26 protein-coding genes and 3 tRNA genes are annotated in these 26,303 nt (G+C 69.1%); 9 read left to right on the top strand and 20 right to left on the bottom strand.

Features of this window, described 5'->3' with window-relative positions; translation table 11 throughout:
• The first annotated feature begins 60 nt into the window (after positions 1-60).
• Both ACIBGM_RS27925 and ACIBGM_RS27920 read left to right on the top strand, forming a co-directional pair.
• Positions 61-1,104 (top strand): alpha-hydroxy acid oxidase, encoded by a 1,044-nt coding sequence (locus ACIBGM_RS27925; RefSeq protein WP_360527625.1) that lies wholly within the window; start codon positions 61-63, stop codon positions 1,102-1,104.
• A gap of 5 nt (positions 1,105-1,109) precedes the next feature.
• A complete protein-coding gene (locus tag ACIBGM_RS27920; RefSeq protein ID WP_360527622.1) occupies positions 1,110-1,964 on the top strand; it encodes a formyltransferase family protein in 855 nt (284 codons plus the stop codon).
• Positions 1,965-2,018: 54 nt separating this feature from the next.
• Here the strand turns inward: ACIBGM_RS27920 and rplA are convergent, their stop codons facing one another.
• The 5 genes from rplA to ACIBGM_RS27895 form a co-directional block, all read right to left on the bottom strand.
• The gene (gene rplA, locus ACIBGM_RS27915) at positions 2,019-2,741 is read right to left on the bottom strand and encodes a 50S ribosomal protein L1 (RefSeq protein WP_360527619.1); all 723 of its coding nucleotides are present in this window, start codon (positions 2,739-2,741) and stop codon (positions 2,019-2,021) included.
• A gap of 133 nt (positions 2,742-2,874) precedes the next feature.
• The gene (rplK, locus tag ACIBGM_RS27910) at positions 2,875-3,306 is read right to left on the bottom strand and encodes a 50S ribosomal protein L11 (RefSeq protein ID WP_132319511.1); all 432 of its coding nucleotides are present in this window, start codon (positions 3,304-3,306) and stop codon (positions 2,875-2,877) included.
• Between the two features lie 11 nt (positions 3,307-3,317).
• Entirely contained in the window at positions 3,318-4,226 is a 909-nt protein-coding gene (gene nusG / locus ACIBGM_RS27905) for a transcription termination/antitermination protein NusG (protein WP_396387330.1), read from the bottom strand.
• Positions 4,227-4,603: 377 nt separating this feature from the next.
• Positions 4,604-4,846, bottom strand: a complete 243-nt coding sequence (secE, locus tag ACIBGM_RS27900) for a preprotein translocase subunit SecE (protein ID WP_020388149.1) — start codon at positions 4,844-4,846, stop codon at positions 4,604-4,606.
• Between the two features lie 55 nt (positions 4,847-4,901).
• Positions 4,902-4,974 (bottom strand) — tRNA-Trp (locus ACIBGM_RS27895).
• A 343-nt stretch (positions 4,975-5,317) separates the two neighbouring features.
• Here ACIBGM_RS27895 and ACIBGM_RS27890 point away from each other — a divergent pair.
• The 4 genes from ACIBGM_RS27890 to ACIBGM_RS27875 all read left to right on the top strand — a co-directional run bounded on the left by ACIBGM_RS27890 (position 5,318) and on the right by ACIBGM_RS27875 (position 9,586).
• Positions 5,318-6,511, top strand: coding sequence for a pyridoxal phosphate-dependent aminotransferase (locus tag ACIBGM_RS27890; protein WP_360527614.1), 1,194 nt, complete (start codon positions 5,318-5,320; stop codon positions 6,509-6,511).
• 75 nt (positions 6,512-6,586) lie between these two features.
• On the top strand, positions 6,587-7,621 hold the full coding sequence (locus tag ACIBGM_RS27885; protein WP_396387196.1) for an adenosine deaminase: 1,035 nt from the start codon (positions 6,587-6,589) through the stop codon (positions 7,619-7,621).
• Complete coding sequence (locus ACIBGM_RS27880; protein ID WP_396387195.1) at positions 7,618-8,199, top strand: histidine phosphatase family protein; 582 nt, start codon at positions 7,618-7,620, stop codon at positions 8,197-8,199. The genes ACIBGM_RS27885 and ACIBGM_RS27880 overlap by 4 nt, the downstream gene beginning before the upstream one ends.
• 16 nt (positions 8,200-8,215) lie before the next feature.
• Positions 8,216-9,586 carry a TrpB-like pyridoxal phosphate-dependent enzyme gene (locus ACIBGM_RS27875; protein WP_360527608.1) on the top strand — a complete coding sequence of 457 codons (1,371 nt, stop codon included), beginning with the start codon at positions 8,216-8,218 and terminating at the stop codon, positions 9,584-9,586.
• Here ACIBGM_RS27875 and ACIBGM_RS27870 read toward each other — a convergent pair.
• On the bottom strand, positions 9,583-10,095 hold the full coding sequence (locus ACIBGM_RS27870) for a hypothetical protein (protein WP_396387194.1): 513 nt from the start codon (positions 10,093-10,095) through the stop codon (positions 9,583-9,585). The genes ACIBGM_RS27875 and ACIBGM_RS27870 overlap by 4 nt on opposite strands.
• 576 nt (positions 10,096-10,671) lie before the next feature.
• Here ACIBGM_RS27870 and ACIBGM_RS27865 point away from each other — a divergent pair.
• Positions 10,672-11,988, top strand: a complete 1,317-nt coding sequence (locus tag ACIBGM_RS27865) for a hypothetical protein (RefSeq protein WP_396387193.1) — start codon at positions 10,672-10,674, stop codon at positions 11,986-11,988.
• Between the two features lie 10 nt (positions 11,989-11,998).
• On the top strand, positions 11,999-12,613 hold the full coding sequence (locus ACIBGM_RS27860) for a 2'-5' RNA ligase family protein (RefSeq protein ID WP_396387192.1): 615 nt from the start codon (positions 11,999-12,001) through the stop codon (positions 12,611-12,613).
• A 48-nt stretch (positions 12,614-12,661) separates the two neighbouring features.
• On the opposite strand, the gene ACIBGM_RS27855 is transcribed toward ACIBGM_RS27860, so the two are convergent.
• The 10 genes from ACIBGM_RS27855 to ACIBGM_RS27810 form a co-directional block, all read right to left on the bottom strand.
• Positions 12,662-14,860 carry an FAD-dependent oxidoreductase gene (locus tag ACIBGM_RS27855; protein WP_396387191.1) on the bottom strand — a complete coding sequence of 733 codons (2,199 nt, stop codon included), beginning with the start codon at positions 14,858-14,860 and terminating at the stop codon, positions 12,662-12,664.
• An 11-nt stretch (positions 14,861-14,871) separates the two neighbouring features.
• A complete protein-coding gene (locus ACIBGM_RS27850) occupies positions 14,872-15,762 on the bottom strand; it encodes a MurR/RpiR family transcriptional regulator (protein WP_360527593.1) in 891 nt (296 codons plus the stop codon).
• A 10-nt stretch (positions 15,763-15,772) separates the two neighbouring features.
• Positions 15,773-17,146 carry a hypothetical protein gene (locus ACIBGM_RS27845; protein WP_360527590.1) on the bottom strand — a complete coding sequence of 458 codons (1,374 nt, stop codon included), beginning with the start codon at positions 17,144-17,146 and terminating at the stop codon, positions 15,773-15,775.
• Positions 17,143-17,961 (bottom strand): carbohydrate ABC transporter permease, encoded by an 819-nt coding sequence (locus ACIBGM_RS27840; RefSeq protein WP_396387190.1) that lies wholly within the window; start codon positions 17,959-17,961, stop codon positions 17,143-17,145. Before ACIBGM_RS27840 ends, ACIBGM_RS27845 begins: the two co-directional genes overlap by 4 nt.
• Entirely contained in the window at positions 17,954-18,904 is a 951-nt protein-coding gene (locus ACIBGM_RS27835; protein ID WP_396387189.1) for a carbohydrate ABC transporter permease, read from the bottom strand. Before ACIBGM_RS27835 ends, ACIBGM_RS27840 begins: the two co-directional genes overlap by 8 nt.
• On the bottom strand, positions 18,904-20,172 hold the full coding sequence (locus ACIBGM_RS27830; RefSeq protein ID WP_396387188.1) for an ABC transporter substrate-binding protein: 1,269 nt from the start codon (positions 20,170-20,172) through the stop codon (positions 18,904-18,906). Before ACIBGM_RS27830 ends, ACIBGM_RS27835 begins: the two co-directional genes overlap by 1 nt.
• Positions 20,173-20,277: 105 nt before the next feature.
• Positions 20,278-21,819 carry an alkaline phosphatase D family protein gene (locus tag ACIBGM_RS27825; RefSeq protein WP_396387187.1) on the bottom strand — a complete coding sequence of 514 codons (1,542 nt, stop codon included), beginning with the start codon at positions 21,817-21,819 and terminating at the stop codon, positions 20,278-20,280.
• Positions 21,820-21,896: 77 nt separating this feature from the next.
• On the bottom strand, positions 21,897-22,922 hold the full coding sequence (locus ACIBGM_RS27820; RefSeq protein WP_360527575.1) for a UDP-N-acetylmuramate dehydrogenase: 1,026 nt from the start codon (positions 22,920-22,922) through the stop codon (positions 21,897-21,899).
• The gene (locus ACIBGM_RS27815) at positions 22,919-23,326 is read right to left on the bottom strand and encodes a MaoC family dehydratase (protein ID WP_360527572.1); all 408 of its coding nucleotides are present in this window, start codon (positions 23,324-23,326) and stop codon (positions 22,919-22,921) included. Before ACIBGM_RS27815 ends, ACIBGM_RS27820 begins: the two co-directional genes overlap by 4 nt.
• Positions 23,323-23,745: a MaoC family dehydratase N-terminal domain-containing protein gene (locus ACIBGM_RS27810; RefSeq protein WP_360527569.1), complete on the bottom strand. Its 423-nt coding sequence runs from the start codon at positions 23,743-23,745 to the stop codon at positions 23,323-23,325. Before ACIBGM_RS27810 ends, ACIBGM_RS27815 begins: the two co-directional genes overlap by 4 nt.
• A gap of 79 nt (positions 23,746-23,824) precedes the next feature.
• Between ACIBGM_RS27810 and ACIBGM_RS27805 the strand changes: the two genes are divergently transcribed.
• Positions 23,825-24,571, top strand: coding sequence for a (2Fe-2S)-binding protein (locus tag ACIBGM_RS27805; protein ID WP_360527566.1), 747 nt, complete (start codon positions 23,825-23,827; stop codon positions 24,569-24,571).
• Positions 24,572-24,645: 74 nt separating this feature from the next.
• Here the strand turns inward: ACIBGM_RS27805 and rpmG are convergent, their stop codons facing one another.
• From rpmG to ACIBGM_RS27785, 4 genes are all read right to left on the bottom strand, one after another.
• Entirely contained in the window at positions 24,646-24,813 is a 168-nt protein-coding gene (gene rpmG, locus ACIBGM_RS27800; protein WP_360527563.1) for a 50S ribosomal protein L33, read from the bottom strand.
• Positions 24,814-24,881: 68 nt separating this feature from the next.
• Positions 24,882-24,955: transfer RNA gene (locus ACIBGM_RS27795), tRNA-Met, on the bottom strand.
• Positions 24,956-25,005: 50 nt separating this feature from the next.
• Positions 25,006-25,078, bottom strand: a tRNA-Thr gene (locus tag ACIBGM_RS27790).
• Between the two features lie 123 nt (positions 25,079-25,201).
• Positions 25,202-26,146: an NAD-dependent epimerase/dehydratase family protein gene (locus ACIBGM_RS27785; RefSeq protein ID WP_396387186.1), complete on the bottom strand. Its 945-nt coding sequence runs from the start codon at positions 26,144-26,146 to the stop codon at positions 25,202-25,204.
• Between the last annotated feature and the right edge of the window lie 157 nt (positions 26,147-26,303).

Below are 26,303 nucleotides of genomic sequence, written 5' to 3'. Positions count from 1 at the left end.
CGAAGGTCTCGTGTGGAAATTTTCTGCCCGGAGCACCGGACCGGTGCGACGATGGGGCGCATGCGATGGATCGACACGCTCGAAGCCGCGGCCGCCGAGAAGCTCCCGGAGGCAGTGCATCGGTACTTCCGGCAGGGCTCGGCCGGCGGGATCAGCGCCGGCGAGGCGGTCGAGGCGTGGTCGGCGTACCGGTTCCGGCCCCGGGTGCTGCAGGACGTGTCGACGGTCTCGGTGCGGACGACGGTGCTCGGCACGCCGGTCGACGTACCGGTGCTGGTCGCGCCGTCGACGATGCATCGGATGGCGGATCCCGATGGCGAGGTTGCGACGGCGACTGGAGTCGGCGGGGCTGGGTCGCTGATCGGACTGTCCAGCAACGCCGGGACGACGTTCGCCGATCTCGGGGCGACCGGGGTGCCGTGGTTGCTGCAGATCTACGTCGTGCGAAACCGGTCGGTCACCGAGCGGATGCTCGATGCCGCGGTCGAGGGTGGGGCGCGGGCCGTCGTACTGACCGTCGATACGCCGGTTGTCGGTCGCAAAGAGGACACCGGCGAGACGGTGTGGGATCTCGTGCAGCCCGGTCAGGTGTTGGCGAACCTGCCAGCGGGTGACTGGACCGACGACGACCTGGCGAAGGCGGACGACCTGGGTCCGGACGTGATCGGCTGGCTCGCCGAGCGCACCGGGCTGCCCGTGGTGGTGAAGGGCGTGCTGCGCGGCGACGACGCCAAGCGGTGCGCGGACGCAGGCGCGGCCGGTGTGATCGTCTCGAACCACGGTGGCCGGCAGCTGGATGGTGCGATCCCGACCGCGCTGGCGCTGCCGGAGGTCGCGGAGGCGCTGGCCGGCACGAGTACGGAGGTCTACGTCGACGGCGGTATCCGGCGCGGCGAACACGTGCTGGCCGCGTTGGCACTGGGCGCTCGTGCGGTCTTTGTCGGCCGGCCGGCGCTCTGGGCGCTCACGGTCGGCGGCTCCGCGGGAGTCACCCGGCTGCTCACGGAGCTCGGCGAGGAGTTGGAGCACTGCCTGCGCCTGGTCGGCTGCCCCACGCCCGCCGACCTCACCCCGGACCTCGTCACCCGGCACTTCAGGGACTGATTGCGGTGGACAGCCTGCGGATCGTCACACTGAACGCCTTCCCGGCCGGCTACCGGCTGGTCCACGACTTCGCCGAGCGGAACGGTCACGAGATCGCGCTGGTGGTCACGCTGCCGCACACCGACCGGTACGGCGCCTCGATCCGGCCGATGGTCCTGGACCTGCCGTCGGAGAGCAACGTGCTGATCACCGCCAAGCTGCGGACGGTGGCGGCGCCGGCGATCGCGGCGCTCCGCCCGGACGTGATCATCTCGGCCGCGTTCCCGCGCCTGATCCCGGCGGAGATCCTCGAGCTCCCCGAGTACGGCGCGATCAACTGCCACCCGTCGCCGCTCCCGGCCGGCCGCGGGCCGACGCCGCAACGGCTGATCTACGAAGGTGACGACCGAGTCGGCGCGACCGTGCACCGGACCGCCGCCGAGTTCGACACCGGCGCGATCCTGGCACAGCGGATCGCGCCACTCCCGGAGGATCTCAACGGCACCGGCATCATGCAGACCTGGCGCACCCTTCTGTCCGAGTGCCTGGACGAAGCCGTCCCCCGCCTGGTCGCCGGCGATCCCGGCCTCCCGCAGAACCCGGCCGACGCCACCGAAGCCCCGTTGTTCACCGAGGCAGAACACTTCCTGGACCTCACCGAGCCGGCCCACGTGATCCGCCGCAAGGCCGCAGCCCTGAACGTCACCTCCCCCGCCGCCCGCCTGACCCTCAACGGCACCACCCACCTCATCACCCGCACCGACCCCGCCCCCGCCTCCCCGTCCCCCACACCCCCCGGCACCGTCCTGGCCGAACACCCCAACGGCTGGACCCTACAAACCGCCGACCACCCCCTCCACCTAACCCGAGCCACCCCCTGACTCCAGGAATGCAAAAGGCCCCGGTCAGTGACCGGGGCCTTTCGTGTGTGTGGATCAGGCGTCTGCGTTTTCCTCGGTGAGGTTGCGGGTGAGGTTGGGGTCAACCTGGACACCCGGGCCCATCGTGGTCGAGAACACCGTCTTCTTGATGTAGCGGCCCTTCGAGCTGGCCGGCTTCAGCCGGAGGATCTCCTCCAGCGCGGCGCTGTAGTTCTCCACCAGCTGTGCCTCGTCGAAGGACGCCTTGCCGATGATGAAGTGCAGGTTCGCGTGCCGGTCGACCCGGAACTCGATCTTGCCGCCCTTGATGTCGGACACGGCCTTCGTCACGTCCGGGGTGACCGTGCCGGTCTTCGGGTTCGGCATCAGGCCACGCGGACCGAGGACGCGGCCGAGCCGGCCGACCTTGCCCATCAGGTCGGGGGTGGCGACGACGGCGTCGAAGTCGAGCCAGCCGTCGGTCACCTTCTTGATCATGTCGTCGTCGCCGACGAAGTCGGCGCCGGCGGCCCGTGCGGCCTCGGCCTTGTCACCGGTGGCGAAGACGAGGACCCGTGCCGTCTTGCCGGTACCGTGCGGAAGGTTGACGGTGCCGCGCACCATCTGGTCGGCCTTGCGGGGGTCGACCCCGAGGCGCATCGCGACGTCCACGGTGGAGTTGAACTTCTTGCTGCCGGCGGCCTCCTTGGCCAGCCGGATCGCCTCGATCGGCGTGTACAGCTTGTCGAAGTCGATCTTCTCCGCGACTGCGCGGTAGGCCTTGCTGCGCTGTGCCATTGCTGTTCCTCTCTGGGGTGTGGTCCGCGGGCGGCGCTTCGCCCTGCCACAACTGCGTGAAGTGTGGTGCTGGTACGGCGACCGACCGGTCAGCCGGCGCGGTTCGTCGTACCTGGTTGTTTCTCGGCCGGTCTCAGCCGTCGACGGTGACGCCCATCGAGCGCGCGGTGCCCTCGATGATCTTCATCGCGGCGTCGATGTCGCGGGCGTTCAGGTCCGGCATCTTGGTGGTGGCGATCTCGCGGACCTGGTCCTTGGTGATCTTGCCGACCTTGTCGCGCTGCGGAACGGCCGAGCCCTTCTGCAGACCGGCGGCCTTCTTGATCATCTCCGGCGCCGGCGGCGTCTTGGTGATGAAGGTGAAGGAGCGGTCTTCGTAGATGGTGATCTCGACCGGAACCACGTTGCCGCGCATGGACTCCGTCTGGGCGTTGTACGCCTTGCAGAACTCCATGATGTTGACGCCGTGCGGACCGAGCGCGGTACCGACCGGCGGTGCCGGCGTCGCGGCGCCGGCCTGGAGCTGCACCTTGACCAGGGCAGCGATCTTCTTCTTCGGAGGCATTCTTCGGGTCCTTAGACTTTCTGGATCTGGCTGAAGCTGAGTTCCACCGGGGTCTCCCGGCCGAAGATCTCGACCAGCGCCTTGATCCGCTGGGCGTCGGCGTTGATCTCCGTGATCGTGGCGTGCAGGGTCGCGAACGGCCCGTCGACCACCATGACCGAGTCGCCGACCCCGAAGTCGGCCACCTCGACCTTCTTCTTGGTCGCGGTCTTGGTGGGTGCGGCGCCGGCTTCGGCAGCCGCCGCCTCGGCCGCCGCCACGACGGCCGGAGCGAGCATCTTCTCGACCTCTTCGAGGCTGAGCGGTACGGGCTTCTGGCTGTTCCCGACGAAGCCGGTCACCGACGGCGTGTGCCGCACGGTCGCCCAGGACTCGTCGGTCAGGTCCATCCGAACCAGCACGTAGCCGGGGAGCACGGTGCGCTTCACCATCCGGCGCTGCCCGTTCTTGATCTCGGCGACCTCTTCGGTCGGCACGATGATCTCGAAGATGTAGTCCTCCATGTTCAGGGAGGTGATCCGGTTCTCCAGGTTGCTCTTGACCCGGTTCTCCATCCCCGAGTACGTGTGCACCACGTACCAGTCGCCGAACTGCGAGCGCAGCCGGGTGCGCAGCTCCTCGAGCGGGTCGCCCGGCTCTTCGGGCTCCTCGTCCTCGTCGCCGGCCTGCGCGGCAGCGGCCGCGGCGGCGAGCGCGGCCACGTCGGCGTCGTCGTCGGCCGCCGTACCGGTCTCGTCCTCGGCGTCCTCGTCGGAGTCGCCGGCGGAGGAGAAGACCAGCTCGTCGGCGGCCGGCTCCTCGTCGGTGTCCGCGGGCGCCGTCTCGGCGGTCTCGGCGGCCAGCTCGTCGGCGGCGTCCTCGACGTCGGACGCGGTCACGACCTCGTCGTCCTCCGCGTCGTCGGCGGCGGCGACCACCACGACCGGCTCGTCGTCGGAGTCGTCATCGTCGGCGGGGCCGTCCTCGGCCTCGTCGTCGGCGGTGTACTCCGCGGCGTCGTCGTCAGCGTCCTCGTCCTCGTCAGCGTCGTCGTCCTCGTCGTCGAGGTTCGCGAACGGGTCGTCGTCATCGTCACCGAACAGGTCGTCATCGTCGTCGGTGGCGTTCTCGTCGAAGTCGAAATCGACGTCGTCGTCGGAGTCAGCGGATACGTCGAACTCGCCCTCGTAGTCGAGGACCTCGTCGTCGCGCTCGGACACGTTGTACTCCGTCATCTCTGCATCGGGGTCTTGTCTGGTTCTCTGCTTCGGGTCGGGCCGCGGCCCGGGATCCCCGGCGTTCGTGGGCGGCTGCGAACTCAGCCGAAGATCTTGAACATCGCCCAGCCGAAGGCGAGGTCGAGGACCGAGACGATCGCGATGACGAACACCACGAAGGTCAGGACGACCACGAAGTAGGTGGACAGCTGCTTGCGAGTCGGCCAGACGACCTTGCGGAGCTCGGCGACCACCTGGCGGTAGAAGCGCAGCAGGCGGTTGCCCGACTTGCTCTCCGCAGGTTTGCCGGCGCCGGACGGTGCCGGGGTGCGCGTCTCCGTCACGACCTACCTCTTTCGCTAGCGGCGGCCTGACCGGCCCTGCGCCGGTCAGGATTTGCAGGGCACGAGGGACTTGAACCCCCAACCTTCGGTTTTGGAGACCGATGCTCTGCCAGTTGAGCTAGTGCCCTCTGCAATCCTCCGGACGCCGCGGGACCTGATCTCGGGCATGCCGATTCAGGGCCACCAACGCCCGGACTAGAAGAGTGTACGGGGTCGAAGCCACCTGGTCGAACTGAGGCCCTACCCCGCACGACCCCCACCCGGGCGCCGCACCGCGACCAGAACCATACAGCCTCCACCGGTCCCCAACGGACCGGGGGCCCGCCACGTTCCCGGGATCACGGACCGCCACGCCATCACAACCGCGCCGTCGGACGAGGCCGCCGCGGGGCTCTCACCGGATCCCGCCGGTTGTGATGGCCTGACGGTCCGGATGTGACCACAGGGAGTGCTGGTGCCAGGATGGGGGCCATGGGTTCCAGGGTTTCGGCGCGGATCGGCGCCATCAGTGAGTCGGCGACGCTCGCGGTCGACAGCAAGGCGAAGGCGCTCAAGGCGGCCGGCCGGCCGGTGATCGGGTTCGGCGCCGGCGAGCCGGACTTCCCGACGCCGGACTACATCGTCGAGGCGGCGGTCGAGGCCGCCCGCGATCCGAAGAACCACCGCTACAGCCCGGCCGGCGGCCTGCCCGAGCTCAAGCAGGCGATCGTCGACAAGACCAAGCGCGACTCCGGCTTCGAGGTCGAGGCCGCCCAGGTGCTGGTCACCAACGGCGGCAAGCACGCGGTCTACAACACGTTCGCGACGCTGCTCGACCCGGGTGACGAGGTGCTGCTGCCGGCGCCGTACTGGACGACGTACCCGGAGACCATCCAGCTGGCCGGCGGGGTGCCGGTCGAGGTGCTCGCCGACGAGACGCAGAACTACTGCGTCACCATCGAGCAGCTCGAGGCGGCCCGGACCGAGAAGACCAAGGCCCTGCTGTTCTGCTCCCCGTCGAACCCGACCGGCGCGGTCGACAGCCCGGAGGCGATCGAGGCGATCGGTCGCTGGGCGCTCGAGCACGACCTGTGGGTGATCACCGACGAGATCTACGAGCACCTGACGTACGGCGACACGCAGTCCACGTCGATCCCGGTCGCCGTACCGGAGCTCGCGGACAAGACCGTCGTCCTCAACGGCGTCGCCAAGACCTACGCGATGACCGGCTGGCGGGTCGGCTGGATGATCGGCCCGAAGGACGTCATCAAGGCCGCGACCAACCTGCAGTCGCACCAGACCTCGAACGTCTGCAACGTCGCGCAGCGGGCCGCGATCGCCGCGCTGACCGGCGACCTGAGCGCGGTCGACGAGATGAAGAAGGCGTTCGACCGCCGACGCCAGACGATGGTCCGGCTGCTGAACGAGATCCCCGGCGTCGAGTGCCCGGAGCCGACCGGCGCGTTCTACGCGTACCCGTCGGTCAAGGGCGTGCTCGGCAAGGAGATCAACGGGCGGACGCCGGCCTCGTCGGCGGAGCTGGCCGAGATCATCCTGGACGAGGCCGAGGTGGCCGTGGTTCCGGGTGAGGCGTTCGGCGCGCCCGGGTACCTGCGGCTGTCGTACGCGCTCGGCGACGCGGACCTGGCCGAGGGCGTCGGCCGGATCGCCAAGCTGCTCAGCTGAGCTCTCCGGGCCGTCCATCCACAGGGTGGACGGCCCGATTTCTGTCCGGGCGCTGTGGATCGGTAACCTTCTGTGATGACGCATCGGGATCTGCGGGTGCTGCCGAAGGCGCATCTGCATCTTCACTTCTCGGGCTCGATGCGGCACCTGACGCTGGTCGAGCTGGCGGACAAGCACGGCGTCCGGCTGCCCGACGCGCTGCGCACCGACTGGCCGCCGGAGCTGTCTGCGGCCGACGAGCGCGGCTGGTTCCGGTTCCAGCGGCTGTACGACATCGCTCGCTCGGTGCTGCGCACGGAGGACGACGTCCGGCGCCTGGTCCGGGAGGCGGCCGAGGACGACCGGGCCGACGGCTCCCGCTGGCTCGAGATCCAGGTCGACCCGTCGGGGTACGCGAACCGCTTCCACGGCATCACCGAGTTCACCGACCTGGTCTTGGACGCGGCCCGGGACGCCGCGGCCTCGACCGGGATCGCGGTCCAGGTCGTGATCGCGGCCAACCGCACCCGCCATCCGTTGGACGCACGGACGCTGGCTCGACTCGCCGCGCAGTACGTCGGACGCGGAGTGGTCGGATTCGGGCTGTCGAACGACGAGCGCCGGGGGACGACGTCGGAGTTCGCCGCGGCCTTCCGGATCGCGCGGCACGCCGGGCTGCTCGCTGCGCCGCACGGTGGTGAGCTGTGCGGCCCGGCAACTGTCCGAACCTGTTTGGACGAGTTGGGCGCCGGGCGCATCGGTCACGGAGTGCGCGCGGTCGAGGACCCCGATCTGCTGAAGCGTCTGGTCGACGCGCAGGTCGCGTTGGAGGTCTGCCCGGCGTCCAACGTCTCGTTGGGCGTCTACCACCGGCCGGAGGACGTCCCGCTGCGACAACTCTACGAAGCGGGCGCCCGAATCGCGCTCGGCGCCGACGACCCTCTGCTCTTCGGCTCCCGCCTGGCCGAGCAATACGAAACTGCCCGCACGGTCCACGCCTTCACCGACGAAGAACTGGCCGACCTGGCCCGCGGCTCGATCCTCGCCTCCACCGCCCCGCCCGAAGCCCAAAAGGCCCTCCTCACAGACGTAGACACCTGGCTCGGGGTCAGCGTCCCGACCCTGGCGTGACGACCTTCGAAGCCGTCTACCTGTCCCGCCACGGCCAGACGCAGTGGAACGTCGACGGCCGGAAGCAGGGACGGCTGGACTCGCCCCTCACATCCTTGGGGCGCGCTCAGGCGAATCGCAACGCTGCAGTGCTCAGCAGGGAGCTCGTCGACGCCGTCTACACCAGCCCGCTCGCTCGGGCTCGCACGACGGCCGAGGTTCTTGCGACCGCGCTTGAACTGCCTGTGCGTGTGCTCGACGAGCTCAGTGAGGTCGACCACGGCGACTGGTCCGGGCTTACCAACGCCGAGGTCGAGGCGGGCTGGCCCGGGCAACTGGCCGTGCGGCAGCGGGAGAAGTACGGCTATCGGTTCCCGGGCGGCGAGAGCTACGCGGATGCCGATCTACGCGCCGGACACGCGTTGGCGGAGATCGCCCGATCGCGAGCGCGCCGTCCGCTGGTGGTGTCGCACGAGATGCTCGGGCGGATGCTGCTGAAGCAGTTGGGCGTGGAGGATGCGCTGGGCCGCAGCCATCCGTCCGGTGTGGTCTACCGCGTCACGATCGGTGACGAGGGGATTGTCGTGGAGACGGTGTGAGTCTTACGTTGCGTGCATGACGCCGACGAAGATCCTGCTGCCAGAGGACGAGCTGCCGACCCGTTGGTACAACGTGCTGCACGATCTGCCCACGCCACCGCCGCCGGTGCTGCATCCGGGCACCGGGCAACCAGTGGGGCCGGACGATCTGGCGCCGCTGTTCCCGATGGACCTGATCCTGCAGGAGGTCTCCCAGGACCAGTACGTCGACATCCCCGGTGAGGTGCTGGACGTCTACCGGCTCTGGCGGCCGAGTCCGCTCTATCGGGCGCATCGGCTGGAGAAGGCGCTCGATACCCCGGCGCGGATCTACTACAAGTACGAAGGCGTCTCCCCGGCCGGGTCGCACAAGCCGAACACCGCTGTGCCGCAGGCGTTCTACAACGCGAAGTCGGGCGTCCGGAAGCTCACCACCGAGACCGGTGCCGGTCAATGGGGTACTGCGCTGGCGTTTGCGTGCGCGCAGTACGGGCTGGAGTGCGAGGTCTGGCAGGTGCGGGCGTCGTACGACCAGAAGCCGTACCGGCGGACGATGATGGAGGTCTTCGGCGCGACCGTGCACCCGAGCCCGTCGGAGCTCACCGAGGCCGGGCGGAAGATCCTGGCCGAGAACCCGTCGTCGACCGGGTCGCTCGGGATCGCGATCAGTGAGGCGGTCGAGGTCGCGGTGCAGGATCCCGAGGTGCACTACGCGCTCGGGTCGGTCCTCAACCACGTGCTGCTGCACCAGACGATCATCGGCGAGGAGGCGCTGATCCAGCTCGCGATGGTCGGCGAGACACCCGACCTGCTGGTGGGCTGCACCGGCGGCGGGTCGAACTTCGGCGGCCTGGCGTTCCCGTTCATGCGGGAGAAGTGGGCGGGCCGGATGGCGCCGGTCGTCCGCGCGGTCGAGCCGGCCGCATGCCCGTCGCTGACCCAGGGGACGTACGCGTACGACTTCGGCGACACGATCGGGATGACGCCGCTGATGAAGATGCACACCCTCGGCCACGACTTCGTCCCGGACCCGATCCACGCCGGCGGCCTGCGGTACCACGGGATGAGCCCGCTGATCAGCCACCTCTACGAGACCGGCGAGATCGAGGCCGTCGCCAAACCGCAGTCCGAGTGCTTCGCGGCCGGCGTCCAGTTCGCCCGCACCGAGGGCATCGTGCCTGCTCCCGAGCCGACCCACGCGCTCGCGGCGGCGATCGAGGAAGCCCAACGCTGCAAGGAGTCCGGCGAGGAGAAGGTCATCCTCACCGCCCTCTGCGGCCACGGCCACCTGGATCTCGCCGCCTACAACGCGTACCTCACCGACACCATCACCGACCGAGCCTGGGACGACGCCGAAATCCAGTCCGCCGTCCAGCAAGCCCTCAGCCGCCTCCCCGCCCTCAGCTAGCTTCCACCCCGTTTCCACCAGGGCTTGGGCCGCTTCCCCACGGCGCTCAACCAGTCGTCCGGGACGGCCCAACCCCTGGCCGCAATCGCCTCGAAGTACTGCGCCTTGAGCGTCTCCGGCAACCAGTACGTCGCGCTGATCTGGTCGGCGACCTCGAAGTACGACACACGAAGCCCATCGCTCCACACGGTGGCAAGGTTCGAGCAGTACGCCAGTCGCACGTAGTTCCAGCGGGCCTGGTCGTCAGCCATGTCGTAGGTCCGCTCGGTGGTCTGCAGCAATCGCCGCTTCGGCCGCGGCTCCTGCTCGATCGCGTCGATCAGCCCCTGAACCACCACCCGGTCGTCGGTCATCTCGTCCGGCAACCTCAACCCGACCGGATCGAGCACCACCGGCCCCAAGCGCGGCCCGGCGACCTCCAGAAACACCTCCAACAACGCGAACGCCGCCTCCGCCCGCCCAAACCGCGCAAGCTCCGCGTGCAACGTCGTCACCGCCTCCTCAGCCACCCGCCAACCCTAGAACCCACCCCTGACCAGCCCGTGCGCCCGCGCCACCTCTCGGCCCATCGGCTCCGCACCAGCCCGACACCTCTCGCGCCACCCCGCACCACGTGCACTTCCACACCGCTCACCGCTCCGGGAGCCAGCACCCCGACACCCCTGTCCCACGCCGCGCGCGCATCTGCCCCGCACCCCTCGGCCGCTCGCGCGGCTGCCGCCCGTGCATTCCGCCTCTGCCTCGGCGGCGCGTGGTGCGGGATGGTCTCGGCCTTGGTGGGGCCCGGGGGGTGGGGTTGATTTGCCCCTGGTAGAAGCCGGGCTGTTGCGGAGTGGTGGGGCTTTCGTGGGGGGATCTGCCCCGGGTTGCCCTGGGATGCCCCGGGGTTCACGCTCAGCTAGCGGCCGTCGAGGAGCAATCTGCCCCGGCGCGGCGACGTGGCACGGGAGTTGAGGGTGCTGAAGGCCCTTGTGGGGCGGGGCAATCGGGGCAGGGCGGGGCAGCGCGGGGCAGTTGGGGGCAGATCATCCACAGGGGCCTTTGAGGCGGTCGCAGACGGTGTTTGGGCACCTACAGTTACCGCCATGCCAGAGCCCAACGAACTGCTGCGAGCCGCCCGCGAGCGGACGCCGTCGCGGCGCGCGCCCGGTGAGCAGATGTCCCGGGCCGAGCTCGCGGAGGCGGTCTGCACGTGGCTGTGGGAGACGACCGAGACGAAGTACGAGCTCGACGGCCACTACATCGCCAAGCTCGAACGCGGCGCAGTCCGCTGGCCGGGTGCGGCGTACCGGTCCGGCCTGCGCTTCGTGCTGAATGTCGCCGACGACAGCGAGCTCGGTTTCGTCCCGCCGGGTGGTCCCGGCACCGTCGACCCGGAGCCAGGGACCAGCTCGGTGCTCGGGATCGAGGACGACCTCGTGCAGGCCGGTGACGAGTCGGTCGGCCTGCTCGCCCTCGCCGAGGAGTCGAACGTCGGCGACCTGACCGTCGAACAGCTGCAAGCGGACATCCACCGGATCAGCCAGAGCTACCTACGCACGCAGACGAAAGCGTTGTTCGTCCGCACCCGCGCCGTACGCGACCGTGCCTTCCGACTGCTGTCCGGACGGCAGTCACCGAACCAGGCCCGCGACCTGTATGCCACGGCCGGCTGGGCGCTGACGCTGCTCGGCTGGATGGCGGTCGACCTCGGCCGACCCGACGTCGCCGAGAGCCATACCCGGACGGCGTGGGCCTGTGCCGACGCGGCCGACCACGACGACCTGCGTGCCTGGGTCCGCGCCACGCAGCACACCGCCGCCTTCTGGCAGGACGACTTCGCTGCCGCGGCGGCGTACGCGCACGACGGCCTGCAGTACGCACGCGGCAGCTCGACGTTGTTCCTCGCCAGCGCGTCAGCAGTCGACCTGGCCCGATCCGGCCGCCACGCCGAGGCCCGCGAGGCCCTGTCGATCGCCATGCGTACGACGGTCCGGACCGACGTACCCGAGTTCGGCGGCCCGTTCCTGTGTACGCCAGAACGCGCCGAGGGGATCTGGTCCGACGCACACCTCGCGCTCGGCGAGGTGGTCGAGACGTTGAAGCATGCCGACCACGGCGTCGCGATGTTCGAGGCAGCGCCGCACGCGATCCGCAACTTCGGATCGGAACGCATGGTCCGCCTCCAACTCGCCAAGGCACACCTGCAACTCGGCGAGCTGGAGGGTGCCACCGAAGCGGTCTCGGCCGTCCTCAGCACACCGGTCGAGTACCGCGTCCGGCCGCTGATCCACCGCATCAGCGAAGTCGCCGCACTCACCCGGCTCAGCCGCCACGCCATCGACCCGAAAGCCCTCGCCCTCCACGGCTCCATCCGGGTGTTCACTCGCCACCCCGCCATCCGCGCGATCCCCAGCAAGTAGAGGAGTACTGATGCTCGAAGAAGTCCGCGACCACTGGTACTGGCGGCCCGGTTGGCGGCCTGATCGCAGCTTCTACGCCTGGCACGTCACGTTCGACGGCCGCCCCGAGATCGCTGCGCTCCATGCGTCGTACGGCGAGCTGCTCAACGACCTGCCCGGCTTCACCCCGGTGCCGCTGGAGTGGCTCCACCTCGGCCTGCAGGGCGTCGGCTTCACCGACCGCGTGCCCGACGCCGACCTGGCCGACATCGTCGAAGCCACCCGCCGCCGGTTCACCCAGGTCGCGTCCTTCCCGGTCACCGTCGGCCCCGCCGAACTCGACGCCGAGTCCATCCAGCTCCCGGTCCGCCCGACCGAGCCGCTACAGCACCTCCGCGACCTCACCCGCGCCGCCATCACCGACGTCTGGGGCGACGACGCCGTACCCGAGCTCCCCGAGCTCAACCCCCACATCACCCTCGCCTACTGCAACCACAACACCCCCACCGCCCCCATCACCACCCGCCTCCTCGCCCACACCTCGCACTCCACAGCCCTCTCCATCACCACCCTCACCCTCCTGACCCTCACCCGAACCCACCACCTCTACCACTGGAAACCAGACCTCTCCCTCGACCTGGACTGACCACCCCACCAACCAGCATTTGGTGGGGTGTCGTACTTCTGCCGCGGGTCAGGTGCCGTAAGCGCGGAGGCTTTGGAGGTGGGCTCGGCGGTGGCCGTTGGTGGTGTGGGCTTGTAGGCGGATGGCGGTGGTGGTGAGGGAGACGGGGTGGCGGTGGGTGCGGTGGTGGTTGGCGGTGATGGTGCTGACGGTTTGCCAGGTGCCGGAGGCGTCCTGGGCCTGGAGGTCGTAGTCGCGCAGCAAGGTGGGGAGGCACTCGAAGGGGGTGCGGTGGTGGTGGAGGTTGATGAGGTCTTCCTCGACGTCGTCGTCGAGGATGACGACGATCTCGGTGAGGTCGACGGGGGTGGGCCAGGTGAGCTGGATCCAGGGCTCCGGGTCCCAGGCGAGGTCTTCGGAGGACCAGAGTTGCGGGCCGCCGTACGGGCGGGAGTAGCCGCCGACGACGTTCGAGGCGGCATACGCGGTGGTCTCGCCGAGACGGAGGCAGAGGCCGGCCCGGGGCAGGATGTGTTTCCAGGCGCGGAACTGTTCGGTCCACTGCTCATCCGGCGCCGGATCGCGATGGGCGAAGACGAGCGTCCCGGGCAGCGCCGACGAGGCCGTATGGACCGACACGTCCGGATTCGACCGCAGTACGACGACCGCGTTGCCGGATCCACGCCATTCCAGCGGTACGTCGATCCACCGCTTCTCGCCCGCCGGCACAGCGACCGTGCACGAGTCGAGGAGCTTCAACGGGAGGTAGTTCTGCGGCTTCAGCGGATCGTGAAGCTCGACGGTGAGCGAGGTGTCCGAAGCGGCGTCGATCAGGAGGGAGAGACCAGTCGGGGATGGGATGACGATGGCCAGGTCGGTGGTCAAGGGGAGGGTGCCGGAGGAGACTTCCACCGCGGGGTGGGTGAGCGTGGACGAGGCAGTGACGGTGGCGGTCAAGGCGAGGTTGGCGGGGTCGTCGTCGACGACGCCCAGGACCGAGGCGTCGGCGCGCTGCAACGCCCGCCGCATCAGGCCGAAGTGATCACCCGCCAGCTCCCGCGGCGTCAATCCGTTGCGCTGGGCAACAGCCGACGCGATCCCGACGGCCTCCCCCAGTACGGCGCACGTCGCCATCACCCGCGTCGTACCGAAGGCCACGTGACTCGCGCTGATGTTCCGCCCGGCCATCCACAGATTGGAGACGTTCCGCGAGTACAGCGACCGCAGCGGGATGTGGTAGTTCCCGTCCGGATGCCAGTGCTTCGACCCACGCTCGGCCGAGTAAACCCCACCGGGCGGGTGCAGGTCGATCGACCACCCGCCGAAAGCCACCCGGTCCTCGAACTCGGTCTGCCCGAGTACGTCGTGCTGCGTCAGCACGTGATCGCCGAGAAAGCGCCGGTACTCCCGCTTCCCCGGCACCGCCCCGATCCACTCCAGCGTCAGCGTCTCGGCGTCGAACCGTCCGGAGTTCTTGATGTAGTCCCAGATCCCGTAGACGACCGCCTGCAACTCGTCCCGGATCCGCTCGTTGTCGTCGACAACGTCCAGCTCACCACCCCACTCGATCCACCAGTACGCGCACCCGTTCATGTCCGACCGGATGATCCGGCGATCCGGGATGGCCGTCTCGGTGATGTCGCGAGCGAACGAAGGCGGCACGAACCGCACCGGCGCCCCGGTGTCCTTGGTGTAGAAGAGAATCGTGCTTCCCAGCGTGTTCGTGTCGGGCACGACCGGCGCCCACGACTCGCCGTACAACGACTGTGGCTCCCGCCCGGTCGCGAAGTCCGCCCCCGCGAGGTACCCGACCAGCCCGTCCCCCGAGCAGTCGGCGAACACCGGGCTGTAGAACGTGATCTCCTTCTCCGACCCCATCTGCCACCCGGTGACCGACCGGATCGTGCCGTCGGCCGCGTCGACGGTCCGCACGTCCGTGTTCAGGAACAGGGTGATCCGCGGTTCCGCGCGTACCGCTTCCAGCAGGACGAGATCCCAGTAGTACGGGTTCCCCTCCGGGTTCCGGTACTGGTTCTCGACGAACAGCTCGCCCATGATCCCGGTCTCCCGGGCGAAGTGCTGGACGCCGTGCGCGGTCGCCCCGCACACCCACACCCGCACCTCGCTGGAGGAGTTGCCGCCGAGCACCGGCCGGTTCTGGATCAGAGCCACCGTGCTGCCCTGCCGGGCGGCGGCGATCGCCGCGCAGATCCCGGCCAGACCACCGCCGACGACGGTCAGATCGTTGTGGACGTCGAGCTGCTGCATATGTGGACCTCTCAAGTGTCTGGATGTACGACGGGCTGTCCGGGGCCGTTCGGGTGGTTGGCGGTGAGGTGGTCGGGGACGCGCTGCGCGACCAGGACGAACAGCAACCCGGCCGTCAGCACGTCGCTGGCCCGGCCGGCGAAGAACTCGGTCCACGTGGTCCCGTTCGGTGTGCCGGTGTCGAGCGTGACGTCGGCCAGCCGGGCGATCGGCGAGTCGACGACCCCGGTGATCGCGACCGTGAGCGCGCCCTCGTCGGCCGACCGCCGCAGGAACTCGAGCGTGGTCTGATCGATCCCGGATCTCGACACCACCAACGCGACGTCGCCGGAACCCAGCAGCCCGCCGCCGATCTGCGACGACTGCGGCCCGTCGAAGAACCACACCGGGATCCCGATCCGCAGCAGCCGGATGTACAGCTCGCGCGCCGGGATCGCGTCACCCCACTCGCCGTAGATGTGCGTACGGCGGGCGCCGGCAATCGCATCGGCGACCCGGGTGGCCGCGGTCAGGTCGATTGCGGCCAACGCGTTCCGCAAGGCGTTCGCCTGGGTGGAAGCAAGGACGTTCAGCACCTGCTCGGGTGGATCCGCCGGGCCGATCGCCAGCCCGATGTCGCTGGCCCAGCCCGCCTCGAGGCCGCGGCCGATCTCCATCGCCAGCGCGGCCCGGAGGGCCGGGTACCCCTCGAACCCGAGGTGGGTGGACAGCCGGGTGACCGTCGCGGCCGAGGTCTGGGCGGCCTCGGCCAGCTTGGTGATCGACCCGCGCGCGACCTCGTCCGGGTTCGCCAGGATGTGCTCGGCGACGCGCTGCATCGCGCCGTGCAGCTCGGGCAGCGCGCGCTTGACCAGCTGCAACGGACTCGGGCTGCCGGCTCGCTCCATCGAAGAAGATCCCATCCCGTGATCATCACGTATAGACGAACTGGGCACTCGCCACACCGTCGGTGTCACTGACCACCCGCACCCAGTGCGCGCTGAACCCGGGCGGGAACACGTGCGTCCGGATCTGCCCCGGCTCGACCGTCAGCGACTCGACCGCACCGAACCGCCCGTGTCCGTGGAAGTCGATCTCCACGGTCACGACCATCGAGGAGTCGCCGAAGTTCTCCAGGTGCAGGCACTTCCCGTCGAAGCCCGTCATCAGGTACGGATCCGACGGCTCACCCGCGACCACCGGCGTCTCCCACCAGGGCCCGCCCCAGCCGGCCGGCTTGCCGAAGCTCCACAGGTCGTCGGTCTTGCCGAACCACAACCCGGACTGCGGTTCCGCCGTGGTCGGGTTCAGCCCGTGACTCGGCGACGCGTTGTCCGCCCCGGCGACGAGCATCCCGCGCCACGAGCAGAAGTCGCCGAGCACCCACAGATGTGTGGAGATCGGCCGCACGCCCCAGATCCTGCCCCCGTACGCCCAGGGCGACAGCTCGTAGAACATGCCGTGGTGGTCGAGCAGCAGCCGCTCGTGCTCGACCTCCCGGATCCGCGGCCACTCGGTCTGCCACTTGTGGTCGAAGCAGTGCGACGCCTTCGGCAGCCGGTACCGCGTCCACCTCTGATCCGCCTCGGTGAACACCTCGAGGATCGCCGACGCCCGGTCCCACCCGGCCGCGAAGATGGTCCCGCCGAACTCGTGCCGCCCACCGATCGCGGTGTACGGGTCCTGCCGCAGCACGGTCCACGAGGTCCCGTCGTACGACGCCAACCGTCCCCGCGACCGTACGCCGGCCCACTCGGGCTCGGCGTACTCGTTGGAGCAGACGACGAGGCGGCCGAACGACGTGTAGCAGTCCTTGTAGTGGACCTTCATCTCGCCGTCCGTGCCGAGCTCCTCGTTGAGGTCGAAGACCTGCGTGCACTCGTACGTCGTCAGGTCGAGCTCGAGCAACTCGCCTTCCATCGCGAGCACGTACACGTGCGTGTCCGGCTTGGTCAGGTGCCTCGACGTCCCGCAGACCCGGAGCGGCTGGAGCTCGGGGATCGTGACGATCTTGTGGTCGGCCGAGATCACGTGCGGCCCGAGCACCAGCTGCGAGGTCGGGAAGTGCACGAACCGGTTGGTGTAGGTGCCGTCCACCCCGAGCGTCTCGGCGACGATCTCCATCGAGAAGTCGGCGTCGATCCGGCGCAGGCTGACGCCGGCGCCGGATCGAGCCTTGTGCGAGTTGTAGTTCTGGACGTAGAGCTTCCCGTTCCACGGCATCAGCGAACCGACGCCGAGCTCGCTGCGCGGCGGACCGAAGTCGCCGATCTGGGCGAGCTGCGGGAAGACACCGGACACGTTCATTTGATCCCCGTATGGGTCATGGCGGCGATGAACCGCCGTTGCAGGACGATGAACACGAGCAGCACCGGCACGATCGAGATCACCGAGGCGGCCATGGTCAGGCCGGGCGCGATCTGGCCCTGCTCGTCGACGAAGTTGGTCAGGCTGAGCGGCAGCGTGTAGCGGTCCGGGTTGCTGATCAGCACCAGCGGCGTCTCGTAGTCGTTCCAGGACCAGACGAACGCCAGGATGCCGAGCGCGCTCATCACCGGGGTCGCCAACGGCAGGTAGATCCGGGTGAACACCTGCCACTCGTTCGCGCCGTCCATCCGGGCCGCCTCGGCGAACTCGGCCGGCTGGCTGACGAAGAACTGCCGCATCAGGAAGGTGCCGAGCACGGTGAACATACCGGGCAGGATGAGCGCCCACAGCGTGTCGTACAGCCCGAGCTTCTGGAAGTAGATGAACCGCGGCACCAGCAGCACTTGGGCCGGGATGATCGCGGTCGCCAGGTACAGCAGGAACAGCCGGTCCCGGCCCTTGAACGACATCCGCGCGAACGCGTAGCCGGCCATGGTCGCGGTGATCAGCTCACCGGCCACCCGCAGTACGGCGACGAACACCGACCGGCCGAACGCGGGCAGCACCGAGGTGGCGCCGCTGAGCACGGTCGAGTAGTTGTCCCACTGGAACGGATCCGGGATCCACTGCATCGGGATCCGGTACGCGTCCACGTCCGGCTTCAGCGCGGTCGACAGCATCCACGCGAACGGCGCGAGGAACGCGAGCGCCAGGATCCACAGCGGGATCCCCCACAGCCACTTCGACCTAGTCATTGAGGGCCCTTCCGCGTTGCGCCCGCCAGGTCACCAGGGTCAGCGCGAGGACGCCGAGGAACGTCACCAGGCCGATCGCCGACGCGTAGCCGAACCGGTAGAACTGGAAGCCTGTCTGGTACATGTAGTAGGAGATCGTCGTGGTCGCGTCGCCGGGCCCGCCGGCGGTGATCAGCGCGATCAGGCCGAAGCCCTGGGACGCGCCGATGATCAGCGTGACCAGCAGGAAGATCGTTGTCGGCAGCAACGCCGGCCAGGTGATCACGCGGAACTTCGCCCACGCCCCGGCGCCATCGATGTCGGCCGCCTCGTACAGTTGCTGCGGCGCGTCCTGCAACGCGGACAGGTAGATCAGCGAGCAGTACCCGACCCCGCCCCAGACCGCCATCACGATCAGCGCGGGCAGTGCCCAATGCGAGGACGCGAACCAGCCCGGCTGGATCCCGAACGCGTCCAGCACCTGGTTGACCAGGCCCGCCTTCGGGTTCATCAGCATCAGCCAGGTCATACCGATCGCGACCACGTTGACGATGTACGGCAGGAAGAAGATCGCCCGCAGTACGGCGCGGCCCGGCAGCGGCCGGTTCAGCGCGATCCCGAGCCCCAACCCGAGGACGACGGTCAGCGGCACGCTCACCCCGACATACACCAGGGTCAGCAGCGCTGCCCGCCAGAACCCGGGATCCTGGGCGATCGCGACGAAGTTGTCGAGGCCGTTGAACGTGATGCCGCCGAGCCCGGACACCAGGTTCCAGTCGGTAAAGGCGAGCACGATGACGCTGACCAGCGGGATCAGCGTGAAGGCGACGACCCCGAGCAGGTTCGGCGCGATGAAGAGGAACCCGATCCAGCCCCGCGGCCGGATGCCGGGGCCTTGACCGGTCCGGGTCGGCGGCGTACCGGTGGTGACCTGGTCCGGGGCCGTGACTGTGGCGGTGGCCATCAGGACCTCCTCTCGTTCCGGGCGATCGCCGCGTCGGCGAGGCGCCGTACCTCACGGATCGCCACGCCCGGGTCCTTCTCGCCCAGCCAGCACAGGTCGCGCTGCTGCTTGACCGCGAGGCTGATCTCCGGGAAGCCGGTCAGGCGGGTGTCGGTGGCGAGCTTGGGCTCGGCGTCCAGGACGACGCGGCGGAACGACTCGACGTCGAAGTACGTGTCCGGCTCCTTGCCGAGCATGCCGCTGACCACCTGGTCGTCGGTGACGTTGCCGAGGGTCGGCAGCTTGCCGGCCTTGAGCATCGGCGTGGAGCCCTCGGTGAGCCAGAACTTCACGAATGCCCAGGCCGCCTCGAGTTTCGGCGAGGTCGGGTTGACCATCACGAAGTTGCTGTAGCTGCCGCCGTTCCAGTCCCTGCCGTCGACCGTCGGCGGCGGGGCGAACGCGACCTTGAAGTCGTGCGGATACTTCTTCGGGTCGTACAGGTAGCGCAGGTTGAACGGCGCGGTCGGCCACAGGTGGAACTCCTCGCGCAGGAAGGAGTTCTGCTGGTAGGTGTCCAGGTGCCGGGACAGCACCTCGGTGTGCGGGAACACGGACCCCTCGCGGATCATGTCCCGGCCGAGCCGGAAAGCCTGCTCGAAGTGCGGATCACCGAAGTTCGAGCGGTCGCCGTCGTACCAGTAGTTCGGGCCGAGGGCGATCCGGGCGACGTCGGGGATCGTGTAGGCGCCGATCGTCGACCCGGTGGTCAGGCGTTGCGCCGTACGGCGGTAGTCCTCGATCGTCCACTGCCGCGGCAGGTCGAGGCCGGCCTGCCGCCGGAGCTTCTCGTTGAACAGCACGAACGCGGGCTCGCGGGCAGTGGCGAGCGCCTTCACCTTGCCGTTGTCGATGTAGGCCCGCGGCTCGACGGTGTCCAGGAACGGCTTCAGGTCCGGGTCGGCGGTGACCCGGTCGGTCAGGTCCGCCGCCAGTCCGGACCCGGCCCGCAGCGCCATCGACGCCTGGGAGTAGGTGAAGTACACGTCGATGTCGAGCCCGCCCTGCAACGCGGTGTCCAGCTTGAGGTTGCCGCGGGCATCGTTCACGAACCGGGTGTAGTTCACCTTGTACTGCGGGAACTTCTGCTCGAACGCCTTCACCACGTCGGCCGGGCCGGACGCGGCCGGCACGCCACCCCAGACCTGCAGCGCGCTCGATCGCGCGCCGCCGGACGAACAGCCGGGCACAGCCGCCGCAGCGGCGGCCGCGCCCAGCCCGGCGAGCACTTCCCGCCGTGAAAATCCTTTGCGCCTCACACTCCACCTCCCACCAGATTTCGCAAAAGATTAGCGAGAGGAGGAGGTCTTGCCTAGCCCTGGTGCAAATCTTTTTCAGGCCACGTCAGCGACGCCCGGCCGACCGGCCTCGACCGTGACCCCGGCGCGAGTGATCACCGGCCCGCCGGACACGGTCACCTCGGGTACGACGCGATAGTCGGTCCGCCACCCGGATCGCGTGACCACGCAGCGCTGGTAACCGCGTTGGCTGTTGTGGAACCGCATGTGCGGGTTCTCCGCGAGCCAGGTCACGCCGAGCGCGTCTGTGTCGACGCCATTGCCGCCCGAGCTGATCGACGTACCGAGGAACTCCGTGCCGACGGTCCGCGACGACAGGTCGGCGAAGTTCAGCTTGAGGTCCGCAGCCACGCTGCGGTGGGCGTCGCCGGTGATCATCACGAAGTTGTCCACCTTGCGCTGGACCAGGCCGTCGAACAGTCGCTGCCGCGCGGCGGCGTACCCGTCCCAGGTGTCCATGCCGTAGCGCTCCGACTCGCCCGCGTCGTGGTCGGCCTCGAACGCGAAGATCTGGTTCCCGAGCACGTTCCAGCGCGCGTGCGATCGGCCCAGCCCGTCGAGCAGCCACTTCTCCTGCTCGGCACCCAGCATGGTCCGCGCCGGGTCGAACCGGTCGTCGCAGCCGCGCACGCACTCGAGCTGGTCGGTGCGGAAGCGGCGGGTGTCGAGCACGTTCAGCTGGAGCAGGTTGCCGAAGGTCAGCCGCCGGTAGACCTGCATCTCGGGTCCACGCGGCATCGACGTACGGCGAAGTGGCAGGTTCTCGTAGTACGCCTGGTACGCCGCAGCCCGGCGCTGGCGGAACACAGCCGGGTCCTGATCGGGCTCGGTGTCGATCTGGGAGATGTCGCCGGCCCAGTTGTTCTCGACGTCGTGGTCGTCGGGCGCGACCACCCACGGCGCCGCGGCGTGCGCCGCCTTGAGGTCGGGGTCGGACTTGTACTGCCCGTAACGGACCCGGTAGTCGGCGAGGCTGAACACCTCGGCGGCCGGGATGTGCGCGCGACCGATCGTGCCCGCGCCACCGCCCTCGTAGATGTAGTCGCCGAGGTGGACGACGAGATCGAGGTCCTCGTCGGCCATGTGCCGGTAAGCGGTGAAGAAGCCGTCGGAGTAGGCCTGGCAGCTCGCGAACGCGAAGGTCAGTTCGTTCAGCCGGCTGAAGAGCGCCGGCGCGGTCCGGGTCCGGCCGACCGGACTGATCTGGTCGCCGACGACGAACCGGTACCAGTACTCGCGGTCCGGCCGCAGGCCGTGCACCTCGGCGTGGACGGAGTGGCCCCACTCGCGGACGGCGTGCTCGACTCCGCGACGGACGATCCGGCGGAAGGTCGGGTCCTCGGCGACCTCCCACTTCACCTGGTAGCGCTTGTCCGGCATACCGCCGTACCCGTCCGGGGCGACGGGCTCGGGCGCGAGGCGGGTCCACAGCACGACGCCGTCCGGCTGCGGATCGCCGGAGGCTACCCCCAGCGTGAACAGGTCGCCGGAAGCTCGCGCCTCCGGCACAACGGCAACAGCAACGGCGGCGGCTCCGGCCAGGGTCAGGAAATGTCGGCGGCCCAACTGGTCTCGCATGAATCCTCCTGCAACGGGGTCGGGATCCGTAAGTCATTCACACCTAACGGACCCCGAGCCGAAGAACAAGAGAACGTTCAGAGACTGGCGTTCACCAGGACGGGTTCGTTGACCAGGGTGATGCCGAAGGCCTGCTGGACCTGGGCGCGGATGTGCGCGGCCAGCGCGAGGACCTCCTTGGCGGTGGCGCCGCCGCGGTTCGTCAGCGCCAGCGTGTGCTTGGTCGACACCGAGGCGGCCCCGATCGCGAACCCCTTCGCGACACCGGCGTGCTCGATCAGCCAGGCCGCGCTCGTCTTCACCCGGCCGTCCGGCTGCGGCCACTGCGGAGCACCCGCCGGTACGTCGGCCGCCGCGTTCAGGATCGGGTTGGTGAAGAACGAGCCGGCGCTCCACGTGTCGTGGTCGGCCTCGTCCAGCACCATGCCCTTGCCCCGCCGCAGCCCCAGCACGGCTTCCCGTACGTCGGTCATCGGCGCCCGCGCCCCTGGCTCGACCTCGAGCACGCGGGCCAGCTCGGCGTACCCGACCGGTGCGGACAAGTCGCCGAGCCTGAGCTGGAAAGTGACCTCGAGTACGACGTAGCGCGAGGGGTCGGCCTTGAAGCGCGAGTTGCGGTAGCTGAAGCCGCAGTCGGCCGCGAAGACCGTCCGGACCTGGTTGTCGACCCGGTCCCAGACCCGCACGGACGCGATCGTCTCGGCGACCTCGTGGCCGTAGGCGCCGACGTTCTGCACCGGGGTCGAACCGGTCAGCCCGGGGATGCCGGACATCGACTCCAGGCCGCTCCATTCCTCGGCAATCGCGCGCTGGACGACGGTGTCCCAGTCCTCGCCGGCCTGGATGTGGACCATCGCGCCGGAGCACATGTCCGCGTCGACCCGGATCCCGCGGGTGACGACCTTGATCACGGTGCCGCGGAACCCGTCGTCGCCGATCACCACGTTGCTGCCGCCGGACAGCAGCAGCACCGGCTCTCCGGTGGCGTCGGCGTCCCGGACCGCGGTGACCAGGTCGTCCTCGGTGGTCACCTCGACCAGCTTGTCGGCCGGCCCGCCGATCCGGAGGGTGGTGAAGTCGGCCAGGCGCACATGAGTCTTCACTGGACGCGCACGACCGCCCTGGCCCGGCCGAGCACCTTCTCCTCGCCGGCGATCGCGGTGATGTCGATCTCGGCCAACCCGTCGGCGACTTTGTCGACTTTCGCCGAGAACGTCACGCTCGCACCCTTGTCGTCATCCGGTACGACGACCGGCTTGGTGAACCGTACGCCGTACTCGACCAGGTCGGCGGGGTCGTCGAGCCAGTCGGTGACGACGCGGGCCGCGGTGGCCATGGTGAGCATGCCGTGCGCGATCACGCCGGGCAGGCCGAGCGCGGCCGCCATCCGGTCGCTCCAGTGGATCGGGTTGAAGTCGCCGCTCGCGCCGGCGTACCGGACCAGGTCCTCGCGCCGCAACGTGACGGTCAGCGGCGGGAGCTCGAGGCCGGGTTGTGCGCTGTTCATGCATCCGCCCGGTTGTGCGAGAGGGTGGAGGTCGAGGTGGCGACCGGCTCACCGTCGACGGTGGTCAGGGCGGTGTCGTACATGATCACCTCGACGGGACCGGCCTTGCGTACGGCGGTGATGGTCGCGGTCGCGGCGATGTCGTCGCCGGCCTTGATCGGGCGGGTGTAGCTGAACTTCTGCGCGCCGTGCACGATCCGGTCCAGCCGCAGGCCGAGCTCCTCGTCGCTCAGCAGCTGCTCCAGCGCCCGGCTGCCGAGCACGAACCCGAAGGTGGGCGGCGCGACCGCGTCAGCACCCCGGTACGCCGGGTTCGGGTCGCCGATCGCGTCGGCGAACTCACGGATCTTCTCCCGGCCGACCTGGTAGGACTCGGCGGCCGCGTAGCTCCGGCCGACCATCGTGGCGTCGATCGTCATATTTCGTAACCCTACTGGCAGACTAAGGCGGCGAGTGCCGCCACCCACTCTCAGTAAGACCGGACTGGGAAGGTTGAATGTGACGGCAGTGACAGCGCTGGACAGGTACGCGCCCCGGTACAAGCTGGAGATCGGTGCGCCGACCGGGTCCGAGTGGCTCCGGGTGGACCGCATCCTGGAGCCGGACAGCCCCGAGCTGACCGAGCTGCTCAAGCGGGACCACGACGCCAGCGGACACCGGTCGGCCCACGCGAACGCACTCAGCCTGATGTCGTTCTACGCCGGTCGCGCACCCGCGACCGCGCTACTGCTGTGGGCGCTGGAAGGCCGCGTCCTCGACATCCGCCCGGAGAACCTGTGGGTCCGGCCACACGACGGGCACGGGCTGGCCGCGGTGGCGATCCGGTCTGCCCGCTTCCTCCCGGGCGGTCTGGAGACCCTGTATGACGTGGTGCTCCGGGAGCATCTGCTACCACTCTCCGCTGAGCTCCACCGCCGTACCCGGGCCGGCCTTCGCCAGCTTCACGGCGGCGTCGCGGCGGGCTGCGCGATGGGCTTCTGCGCGGCGACGCGCGAGGTGGAGACCGTCTCCCCGGCCTACCTTCTGGACCGCTGGAAAACCTTCGTCGGCCACGCCCCGGGTGGTTTGTCCCGCCTCGGCGACGTCGAGATCGCCGGCGGCAAGCTCGTCTACCTCCGCAACACGTGCTGCCTCTACTACACCAGCGAGTCCGGCACCAACACCCTCTGCGGCTCCTGCTGCCTGACCCCCCGTGACCAACGCCTCACCGCCTACGAAGCCGGCCGCCCAATCCTCACGGTCTAGCCCGTCCCCAGGCACAGCGAAAGGCCGCTTCGGGTAACCGAAGCGGCCTCGCGGAAACTCTGTAGAGCTGGAGGTCAGCGGGTTTCGCGGTGGGCGGTGTGGTCGTTGCAGCGGAAGCAGTACTTCTTCAGCTCAAGACGATCCGGGTCGTTCCGCCGGTTCTTCTTGGTGATGTAGTTGCGCTCCTTGCAGACGGTGCACGCCAGCGTGATCTTCGGGCGGATGTCGGTTGCCTTGGCCACTGCTGCCTCTTCTTGATCATGAGTGCGCAACTTGGGTGATCGCACTCTCGAACTACTGCATTGGTGGGTAGCGGGGGCGGGAGTCGAACCCGCGACACCACGATTATGAGCCGTGTGCTCTAACCACCTGAGCTACCCCGCCGGGAGAGTCCGTCACCCCACCCGGCGGACCGGGTGAGATGCCGTTCTCAGAGCCCCTTTACGGAATCGAACCGTAGACCTTCTCCTTACCATGGAGACGCTCTGCCGACTGAGCTAAAGGGGCGGGCCGAGGAGAGAGATTACACGGTCCGCAGCCTCGATGTGAAATCGAGCCGGCTGGACCCTGCACCCCCCTCAGTCCGACCCGGAAAGCATACCGTCTCCGCGGAGTGCTTCTGACCAATTTTCAGTCCAGTACGGCGTCATCGGCCGAAAAGTCGTCCGAGGCGTCTGAGGGCGGATTCTCCAGGTGCCAGGCCACCGCCCGACGCAGACTCGCCGCCGGGTCGGCCGGCGCCCACCCGAGCACACGATGCGCCTTCGACGAGTCCATCAGCAGGTGCTGGTTCAGCGTCCCGGTCAACGCCAGGTCCTCGGGCAGCAGGTCGTCCCGGACCGTCACCAGCTCCACGTCCGAGGCCCCCGCCGCCGCCAGGATCTGCTCTGCGAACAGCCGGTACGGCGCGGTCACAGGCTCGACCACGTTGAACGCCGTACCCCGGTGGTCCCCGGCCAGCGCCAGCGACACCGCGGTCGCCACATCCCCGACGTACACCCGGCTGAACAGGAACTGCCCCGACCCGACCGGAATCCGCTTCCGCCCGGCCCGCACCCGCCGCAGCACGAACTCGAACCGCCGCTGGTAGTCGTGCTCGCCGTACACCGCCCCCAGTCGCAGCACCGTCGCACCCCGCGGCAGGTACCGCTCCTCCATCTCGAGGTTCTCGTACTGCGGCCCGTCCACGAACCGCCGCTCCCGCAACGGCGCCTTTTCCGTCAGCGGCACCCCGTCCGTCGTCCGGTCGAAGTGCAGGCCGTCGTACGCGCGGTACACATCTCCACTCGAGATCGCCACCAGCTTCACCTCCGCCCCGACCGCCCCCAGCGCCGCGTCGGCCGCCGCCGCATTCATCCCGGAGATGTCGACCAGCCCCTCAACCCCGAACGACCTCAACACACCAGCCAGCGCAGCTCCGTCATGCCGATCAACATGCGCATGCTCGACGTCAGGCAACCCCGCGGGCTCATGCTCCCCGCGATGCACGACCAGCAGCTCATGCCCTTCCGCCGCCAACAGTTCGACCACTGCCCGCCCGATGAACCGGGTCCCACCGAGAATCGCGATTCGCATGCACCCAGTCCTACCGACCCGGATCCCGCCAACACACCGCTGTCTCCCCTCAGCAGACGTTGTTCGCACCTCCCTCTCCCCGCGGCGGACCCGCTGCGAGTCGACTGTGGAAGGTCAGTAACTGGCCGCCTTATACCGGTCTGGCAGGGCTGCTGGG

The organism is Kribbella sp. NPDC050470, from assembly GCF_044458365.1.
Classification (GTDB): Bacteria; Actinomycetota; Actinomycetes; order Propionibacteriales; family Kribbellaceae; genus Kribbella.
Note: the sequence above shows the minus strand (reverse complement) of the source record. Positions and strands in the feature narration are given on the sequence as shown.